7 protein-coding genes are annotated in these 8,655 nt (G+C 65.4%); 2 read left to right on the forward strand and 5 right to left on the reverse strand.

Annotation, left to right across the window (positions count from 1 at the left end):
* Window positions 1–145: 145 nt before the first annotated feature.
* The 5 genes from AC0L3N_RS29480 to hutI form a co-directional block, all read right to left on the reverse strand.
* Complete coding sequence (locus AC0L3N_RS29480) at window positions 146–733, reverse strand: HutD/Ves family protein (protein ID WP_473551043.1); 588 nt, start codon at window positions 731–733, stop codon at window positions 146–148.
* A gap of 8 nt (window positions 734–741) precedes the next feature.
* Window positions 742–2,412: a urocanate hydratase gene (gene hutU, locus AC0L3N_RS29485; protein ID WP_123147607.1), complete on the reverse strand. Its 1,671-nt coding sequence runs from the start codon at window positions 2,410–2,412 to the stop codon at window positions 742–744.
* A 40-nt stretch (window positions 2,413–2,452) separates the two neighbouring features.
* Window positions 2,453–3,271 carry an N-formylglutamate deformylase gene (gene hutG, locus AC0L3N_RS29490; protein ID WP_473551045.1) on the reverse strand — a complete coding sequence of 273 codons (819 nt, stop codon included), beginning with the start codon at window positions 3,269–3,271 and terminating at the stop codon, window positions 2,453–2,455.
* Between the two features lie 220 nt (window positions 3,272–3,491).
* The gene (gene hutH / locus AC0L3N_RS29495) at window positions 3,492–5,027 is read right to left on the reverse strand and encodes a histidine ammonia-lyase (RefSeq protein ID WP_473551046.1); all 1,536 of its coding nucleotides are present in this window, start codon (window positions 5,025–5,027) and stop codon (window positions 3,492–3,494) included.
* The gene (hutI, locus tag AC0L3N_RS29500) at window positions 5,024–6,259 is read right to left on the reverse strand and encodes an imidazolonepropionase (RefSeq protein ID WP_473551047.1); all 1,236 of its coding nucleotides are present in this window, start codon (window positions 6,257–6,259) and stop codon (window positions 5,024–5,026) included. The genes hutH and hutI overlap by 4 nt, the downstream gene beginning before the upstream one ends.
* 100 nt (window positions 6,260–6,359) lie before the next feature.
* Here hutI and AC0L3N_RS29505 point away from each other — a divergent pair, with 100 nt between their 5' ends.
* Complete coding sequence (locus tag AC0L3N_RS29505) at window positions 6,360–7,712, forward strand: formimidoylglutamate deiminase (RefSeq protein ID WP_473551049.1); 1,353 nt, start codon at window positions 6,360–6,362, stop codon at window positions 7,710–7,712.
* Window positions 7,709–8,455, forward strand: coding sequence for a histidine utilization repressor (gene hutC / locus AC0L3N_RS29510; protein ID WP_473551050.1), 747 nt, complete (start codon window positions 7,709–7,711; stop codon window positions 8,453–8,455). Before AC0L3N_RS29505 ends, hutC begins: the two co-directional genes overlap by 4 nt.
* Window positions 8,456–8,655 lie beyond the last annotated feature (200 nt).

Here is an 8,655-nt window from a genome sequence, read left to right on the forward strand (position 1 = left end):
TTTGTTTTCGCACCACAACTTTCAGACGATCACCCCTTGGCTCCCGCCGAGACTTGATCGAAGGAAGGATTCGGGCTTTTTCGTGATGTGGACTTGAGCTTACGGCATATTTCGCCGGTGTTGCGATCATGTTTCGAAACAGGCGTTAATCGTTTGCAGCAACCCGTTCGATCCTGATCACGAACAGCGTCGCCGTTCGGGCAGGCTCCAGGCGCCATTTTAGGGCGTCCGGCCCGAGCAACAGCGCGTCGCGCGGCCCGATGCGGACAGGCGTCGCGCCGGCCACCGTGATCTCGCCGTCAAAACACAGGATGAGGGTCGCGTCGGCCACCGACTGGATATCTGTCGGGGCCGAAATCACCACGCTCTCGACGGCGTGGGTCATCCGTCCGCGCCGCGTCATGACATTGAGATCGGTGATCGGACCGGCGATCAGCGCCGCTTGCGTCGGCACATCGGCCGGAAAGGAAAGTGGGGCGGAAGCTTTCGTCACCGTAGCCGCCGGGCGGCCGGCGATATCAAGGATGATCCCCTCGCCTTCCAGCACGGCCAAGGTTCGGTCCACTCCGGCAAACCCGGAGAATGGCCCGCCGCTTTCGACGCGAGCCATGGAGATGCGCCAGTCGAAATCGTCGAGCGCAGCACCTGCGGGCGAGACGGCGATTTCCGTCGTCACCCCGCCGCCGTTCTTCCACGGTATAGACCGGTATTCGGCTGCCCGGAGAATGCGCAAGGCGCGGCTCAGCCGAGAATGCCTGGCAGGTTGAGTTGGTGCTCCCTGGCGCAGTCGATGGCGATGTCATAGCCGGCATCGGCGTGGCGCATGACGCCGGTTGCGGGGTCGTTCCACAGCACCCGCTCCAGGCGTTTGGCCGCTTCGCGTGTGCCGTCGGCGACGATGACCATGCCGGCATGCTGCGAAAAACCCATGCCGACGCCGCCGCCATGATGAAGCGATACCCAGGTTGCGCCGGAGGCGGTGTTGAGAAGCGCATTGAGCAACGGCCAGTCGGACACGGCGTCGGAGCCGTCCTTCATCGATTCGGTCTCGCGGTTCGGCGAGGCAACCGAGCCGGAATCAAGATGATCGCGGCCGATGACCACCGGCGCCTTGAGCTCGCCCTTCGCCACCATCTCGTTGAAGGCGAGGCCGAGCCGGTGGCGGTCGCCGAGACCGACCCAGCAGATGCGCGCCGGCAGACCCTGGAACGCGATGCGCTCACGCGCCATGTCGAGCCAGTTGTGCAGGTGGGTGTTGCCGGGCGTCAATTCGCGGACCTTGGCGTCGGTCTTGTAGATGTCCTCGGGATCGCCTGAGAGGGCTGCCCAGCGAAACGGGCCGATGCCGCGGCAAAACAGCGGTCGGATGTAGGCCGGCACGAAACCAGGGAAGGCAAAGGCGTTCTCGAACCCTTCCTCCTTCGCCACCTGACGGATGTTGTTGCCATAGTCGAGCGTCGGCACGCCCGCGTTCCAGAACGCCACCATCGCCTCGACATGTTCGCGCATCGACGCGCGCGCCGCCTTTTCGACCGCCTTCGGGTCGCTGGCGCGCTTCTCGCGCCATTCGGCGAGCGACCAGCCCTTGGGCAGATAGCCGTTGAGCGGATCATGCGCCGACGTCTGGTCGGTGACTAAGTCGGGGCGCACGCCGCGCCGCACCAGTTCCGGCACGATGTCAGCGGTGTTGCCGACCAGGCCGACCGATTTCGCCTCGCCGGCCCTGGTCCAGCGCTCGATCTTTTCCAGCGCCTCGTCGAGCGTGTCGGCGCGCTCGTCGACATAGCGGGTGCGCAGCCTGAAATCGATGCGGTCGGGATCGCATTCGACCGCCAGGCAGCAGGCGCCGGCCATCACCGCGGCCAGCGGCTGGGCGCCGCCCATGCCGCCGAGGCCGCCGGTCAGGATCCATTTGCCTCTGAGATTGCCGCCATAATGCTGGCGGCCGGCCTCGACGAAGGTCTCGTAGGTGCCCTGCACGATGCCTTGCGTACCGATGTAGATCCACGAGCCGGCCGTCATCTGGCCGTACATCATCAGGCCCTTCTTATCGAGATCGTTGAACTTCTCCCATGTCGCCCAGTGCGGCACGAGGTTGGAATTGGCGATCAGCACGCGCGGCGCATCGGTGTGAGTCCGAAACACCCCGACCGGCTTGCCGGACTGCACCAGAAGCGTCTCGTCATCTCCAAGCGTCTTCAGAGAGGCGACGATGCGATCAAAGTCGTTCCAGGTGCGCGCCGCCCGGCCGATGCCGCCATAGACGACCAGTTCGTTGGGGTTTTCGGCGACGTCGGGATCGAGATTGTTCATCAGCATGCGCAACGGCGCTTCCGTCAGCCATGTCCGGGCGTTGAGTTGGCTGCCGCGCGGGCTGCGGACTTCGCGGATGTTATGACGAGGATCGGTCATGGCGTCACTTTTCCTTTCGAATGAGCTGTGCGGCGGAGCGTCAGCGCCCGACCCAGGCAATCGCGCTTTCCAGGATCCGCTTCAGCGTAGCGCGGATCGGCGCGGCGAAAGCGGGGTCGTAAGGCACCGGCCAATTGTCGGGCGTCCCCTTGCCCTCGGGCTCGCGCATATAGCCGCGGTTGGAGAGTTCCATCTGCAGCGCATGGACGTTGTTTTGCGGCTGGCCAAAATTCCGCGTAATCCAGCCGCCCTTGAAGCGGCCATTCACCACGTAGGTCTCGCCGGTTCCGGCGAGGATCTCGTCGACCATCGCCTGCAAGGCCGGGTCGGCGCTCTTGCCATCATTGGTGCCGAGATTGAACACCGGCAGCGTGCCCTCGAACAGCCGCGGCAGCACCGAGCGGATCGAGTGGCAGTCATAGACGACGATCTTCTGGTGCAGGGCGCGTAGCCTGTCGATCTCGGCCTGCAAAGCGGCATGGTAGGGCACAAAGTATTTTTCGCGGCGCTCGTCGACCTCCGACGGCCCCGGTTCTTCCCCGGCGCGATAGAGTGGATCGCCATCGAAGGTCTCGGTCGGGCAGAGCCCGGTCGTCGCCTGGCCGGGATAGAGCGAGGCGCCGGACGGGTCACGATTGACGTCGATGACGGTGCGCGAGATCGCCGTATGCACCACCGTCGCGCCGAGCTCCTCGGCAAAGTCATACAGCTTGTCGATCCACCAGTCGGCGTCGCGGCGGCCGAGCCAGGGCGACATAAGCCGGTTTTCGAGACCGGCGAGATCGATACCGGTGTGCGGGATCGAGACCAGCAGGGGTGCCGTGCCTTGGGTGACGGTGAGCCAGGAGGGCGCGTTCATGAATGGTCTCCCTGCGCCGGCGCTTTACGGCGCCCCCCTCTGCCCTGCCGGGCATCTCCCCCTCTTGGGGGGAGATTGGCAGCTTTGGCGCCGCACTCAATCCTGCGACATGGCCGATTGGCGAAGGCCGGCGTGACATCCAATCTCCCCCCTCGAGGGGGAGATGTCCGGCAGGACAGAGGGGGGCGCCAAGAAACGAGACCTGTCATGGCGCGCATCCTCACGACGCAATTCCCGGCAGTGCCACCGCGCCCGCTGCCTTCACGGCAGCGCCATTGCGCACCATGGCGATGGCCTTTTCCATGTCGGGGTGGAAATGCCGGTCATTGTCGAGATGCGGCACTTCGGCTCTAACCAGCCTGCGCACCGCTTCGAGCGCCGCACTCGACGCCAGCGGCGCATGGAAGTCGCAGCCTTGTGCGGCGGCCAGCAATTCGATGCCGATGACGGCCGTCGCATTCTCGATCATGCCGATCAGCCGGCGCGCGCCATGTGCCGCCATCGAGACGTGGTCTTCCTGATTGGCCGAGGTCGGGATCGAATCGACGCTGGCCGGATAGGCCTTCTGCTTGTTTTCCGAGACGAGTGCTGCCGCCGTCACTTGCGGGATCATGAAGCCTGAATTCAGCCCGGGCTTCGGCGTCAGGAAGGCCGGCATGCCGGACAGCGCCGGGTCGACCAGCATGGCGATGCGCCGCTCCGACAGCGAGCCGATCTCGCAGACGGCAAGTGCGATCATGTCGGCGGCGAAGGCCACCGGCTCGGCATGGAAATTGCCGCCGGAAAGCGCGGTGTCGTCCTCGGTGAAGATCAGCGGATTGTCGGTGACGCCGTTGACCTCGGTGCCCAGCGTGTCGGCGGCCTGGCGCAGCACGCTGAGCGCCGCGCCCATCACCTGCGGCTGGCAGCGCAGGCAGTACGGATCCTGCACGCGCTCGTCGCCGACCCGGTGCGATTCACGGATGGCGCTGCCGGCCATCAGGTTGCGCAGCGCCTCGGCCGCCTCGATCTGGCCAGGATGCTTCCTGAGCAGATGGATGCGCGGATCGAAGGGGGCGTCGGAACCCTTGGCGGCATCGGTCGAAAGCGCGCCGGCGACGAGCGCCGACTGGTAGAGCACTTCGGCGTCGAACAGGGCGGCCAACGCGTAGGCGGTCGAGAACTGCGTGCCGTTAAGCAGCGCCAACCCTTCCTTGGCGCCAAGCGTGACCGGCTCCAGCCCGTGCGAAACAAAGGCGACCTTGGCAGGGAACCGGCCATGCGGGGTAAAACATTCGCCGACGCCGATCATTACCGCCGTCATATGCGACAGCGGAGCAAGGTCGCCGGAGGCGCCAACCGAGCCTTGCGCCGGCACCACCGGAATGACGTCATTGGCCAGCATCGCTTCCAGCAATTCGATCGTCTGCGGCCGCACGCCGGAAGCGCCCTGCGCCAGGCTGGCCAGCTTCAGCGCCATCATCAGCCGGGTGATCGCAACCGGCATCGGCTCGCCGACGCCGGCAGCATGCGACAGCACAATGTTGCGTTGAAGGGTCTCGAGGTCGGCGGCGGGGATGCGGACGCTGGCCAATTTGCCGAAGCCGGTGTTGATGCCATAGACCGGCTCACCCCGGGCGACGATCCGCGCAACCGCCTCGGCGCTGGCCTTGATTTTTGGCCGGCAGGCAGCGTCCAGCTTCGGCACCGCGCCACGATAGATTTCGCGCCAGTCGGCCAGTGTTGTGTTGCCCGGCTTGAGTTTGAGTTCGCTCATCGTCCTCTCCAGATGCGGGCATGCAGCGGGTTAAAGCCCATGCGGTAGACGAGCTCGGCCGGGCGCTCGATGTCCCAGATCGCCATGTCGGCTGATTTTCCAGCCTCCAGCGTGCCGGTTTTTCCGAGCAGTCCGAGCGCGCGTGCGGCCTCGCGGGTGACACCGGCAAGGCATTCCTCCACGGTCAAGCCAAACAAAGTCGCCGCCATGTTCATGGTCAGCAGTAGCGAGGTCAGCGGCGAAGTGCCGGGATTGCAGTCGGTGGCGACCGCCATTCTGACGCCGTGCTGGCGAAACAGGCCGACCGGCGGCTTCTTGGTCTCGCGGATGAAATAATAGGCGCCGGGCAGGATCGTCGCCACGGTTCTTGCCTTCGCCATTGCCGCCGCACCCGCTTCGTCAGTGTATTCGAGATGGTCTGCCGAGAGCGCGCCATAGCCTGCGGCGAGTTCCGCGCCACGCAGATTGGACAACTGGTCGGCATGGAGCTTGACCGGCAGGCCTGCTGCTTTCGCCGCGTCGAACACGCGAGAAATCTGCTCGGGCGAAAAGGCGATGCCTTCGCAAAACCCGTCGACGGCATCGGCCAGGCCCTCGGCAGCGACGGCCGGCAAAATCTCTTTTGCGACCAGGTCGATAAAAGCGTCCTTGTCGCCTTTCGCCTCGGGCGGCAGCGCGTGGGCGCCGAGGAAGCTCGTCCTTACTGCTATTGGACGGTTTTCGCCCAGGAGCCGCGCGGCGCGCAGCGATTTCTTCTCGTTTTCGATGTCGAGCCCATAGCCCGACTTGATCTCGATGGTGGTGAGGCCTTCAGCGATCAGCGCATCAAGGCGCGGCAGCGACTGTGCAACCAGTTCGTGCTCGCTGGCAGCGCGCAGCGCCTTGACCGACGAGACGATGCCGCCGCCGGCCTTGGTGACCTCTTCATAGGTGGCGCCGGCCAGCCGCATCTCGAATTCGTTGGCACGGTTGCCGGCATGGACCAGATGAGTATGGCAGTCGATCAGGCCGGGCGTGATCCAGCGGCCCTTGCAATCGACGACCTCGGCGTTCTGGCTGAACGGTGCCGTCATGTCGGCTTCCGGGCCGGCATAGACGATCAGGCCATCGCGTGCGGCGATCGCACCGTGTTCGACGATGCCAAGTCCGGCAGCGCTTTCGGCCATGGTCGCCAGGCGCGCATTGCGCCAGAGGCGAACCTCCCCTGCCCGGCTTTTGCTCTCTCCAGCCATTATCTTTTCCGTTTCAATCGGCGGCGATTATGTATATACATATTGAAACACACTGCAAGTGATATCATTGCACGGGACACAGGGAATAGGAGAGAAAAACGTGACGGCGATCTTTGCGGAACAGGCGCTTCTGCCCGACGGCTGGCATTCCAATGCCCGGATCGTCGTCAGTGAAGGCCGCATCGCTACTGTCGAGCCGAACACTGCATCCCAGCCCGGCGACGAACGCCATGCCATCCTCCTGCCAGGCATGCCGAACCTGCACAGCCACGCCTTCCAGCGCGGCATGGCCGGCCTTGCCGAACTGCGCGGCCCTTCCGCCGACAGTTTCTGGAGCTGGCGCGAGGTGATGTACCGATTTGCGCTGTCGATGACGCCGGACCAGGTCGAGGCGGTTGCCGCGCAGCTCTATGTCGAGATGCTGGAGGCTGGATTCTCACGCGTCGGCGAGTTTCACTATCTGCATCACGACCGCGACGGCCAGCCCTACGCCAACATCGCCGAAATGGCCGAACGCATCACTGCCGCAGCTGCCGACACCGGCATTGGGCTGACGCTGCTGCCGGTCTTCTATGCGCATTCCACTTTCGGCGGCGCCGCGCCGAACGAAGGCCAGCGACGATTCATCAACGATGTGAATCGGTTCTCGCGGCTTGTTGAGAAATGCCGCGAATCCGTTCGCACCTTGAATCAAGGCGTCGTTGGCGTCGCCCCACACAGTCTGCGCGCGGTGACACCGGAGGAGTTGGAAAACATCGCGACAATGGTACCGGGCGGACCGGTCCACATCCATATCGCCGAGCAAGTGAAGGAGGTCGAGGACTGCCTTGCCTGGTCCGGGGCGCGGCCGGTCGAATGGCTGCTCGCCAATGCCAAGGTCGATGACCGCTGGTGCCTGATCCACGCCACCCACATGACCGAGACCGAGACGGCGGCCATGGCGAAAAGCGGAGCAGTCGCCGGCCTCTGCCCGATCACCGAGGCCAATCTCGGCGACGGCACCTTTGCCGCACCTTTGTTCAAGCAACATGGCGGCCGCCTCGGCGTCGGCTCCGATTCCAACGTGCTGATCGGCCTGCCGGACGAATTGCGGCAGCTCGAATATTCGCAGCGCCTCGCCCACCGCGCCCGCAACGTGCTGGCGGTGGCGGGCGGTTCGACCGGCCGCGCGCTATTCGATGCAGCGCTCGACGGCGGCAGTGCGGCGCTTGGCGCCGGGGCCTCGCAGATCGCCGCTGGTGCCTCAGCCGATTTCGTGTCGCTCGATGGCAAGCATCCCTCGCTGGCCAGCAAGACGGGCGATGCGGTGCTCGATGCCTGGATCTTCGCCAACGGCGCCAATATCGATTGCGTCTGGGTGCATGGCAAGAAACTGGTCAGCGGCGGCAGGCATGCAAGGCGCGATGCCATTGCCGAGCGTTTTCGCAAAGTGATGACGGCGCTTTCGGGATGAGCATGACTGAGGCATTGGATGTGGACCTCGGCGAATCTCTCTCGCTGCATCAGCGCATCCTGTCCGACATCAGCGAGCGGATCCTGTCCGGCGCCTGGGCGCCTGGCCACCGCATCCCGTTCGAGCACGAACTGACGGCCGAGTACAAATGTTCGCGCATGACGGTGAACAAGGCGCTGTCGCAGCTTGCCAAAGCCGGGCTGATCGAGCGCCGCCGCCGCTCTGGCAGCTTTGTCCGGCGGCCGCAGTCGCAAGCCGCGGTGCTGGAAATCCACGACATCAGGATCGAGGTCGAGGGGCTCGGTCTGCTCTATCGCTACGAGCGTGTGGCGCGCCACAAAAGGCGCAGCAACGCCGAGGATCGCGCCTTGCTGGAACTCGACTCCAACGGACCGGTGCTGGCGCTGGAATGCCGGCATTTCGCCGGCAAGCGGCCGTTCGCCCACGAACAGCGGCTGATCAACCTGGCCGCCGTGGCCGAGGCCGCCAACGAGGAGTTTCATGCCATAGCGCCCGGCCCGTGGCTGATCGCCCGGGTGCCGTGGAGTGCCGCCGAGCACCGCATCCGCGCTATTGCCGCCGACGGACACATTGCCGCCGCACTCGATATCGAGGCCGGCGCACCGTGCCTGGTGGTCGAGCGGCGGACATGGAGCGCCGAGCACCCCGTCACCCATGTCCGTTTCACCTATGCGGCCGAGAACCACACGCTGGTCGCGCGGTTCACGCCCTCGCAGGGGTAAACCTCCCCCTCGAGGGGAGGGTCGGCGAACAGTCGGAGCGAAGCAGAGACTGCGAGACGGGGTGGGGTCGGCGAGGTTGCACCGGCCCCCCCCCCCGGGGGCGAAAAGAGGGCCGGGGGGCGGTGTGGGGGGGCCCCCCCCCCCCGGGGGGGGGGGTGGGGGCGGGCGGGCGGGGGGGGGGGGGGGGGGGTGGGGGGGCG

The organism is Mesorhizobium sp. WSM4807 (assembly GCF_055811615.1).

What these genes read in the sequence shown, in the direction of transcription:
- hutG (WP_473551045.1), bottom strand. Translation starts at nt 3,271, where the DNA reads ATGAACGCGCCCTCCTGGCTCACCGTCACCCAAGGCACGGCACCCCTG.
- hutI (WP_473551047.1), bottom strand. Translation starts at nt 6,259, where the DNA reads ATGGCTGGAGAGAGCAAAAGCCGGGCAGGGGAGGTTCGCCTCTGGCGC.
- hutC (WP_473551050.1), top strand. Translation starts at nt 7,709, where the DNA reads ATGAGCATGACTGAGGCATTGGATGTGGACCTCGGCGAATCTCTCTCG.
- hutU (WP_123147607.1), bottom strand. Translation starts at nt 2,412, where the DNA reads ATGACCGATCCTCGTCATAACATCCGCGAAGTCCGCAGCCCGCGCGGC.
- hutH (WP_473551046.1), bottom strand. Translation starts at nt 5,027, where the DNA reads ATGAGCGAACTCAAACTCAAGCCGGGCAACACAACACTGGCCGACTGG.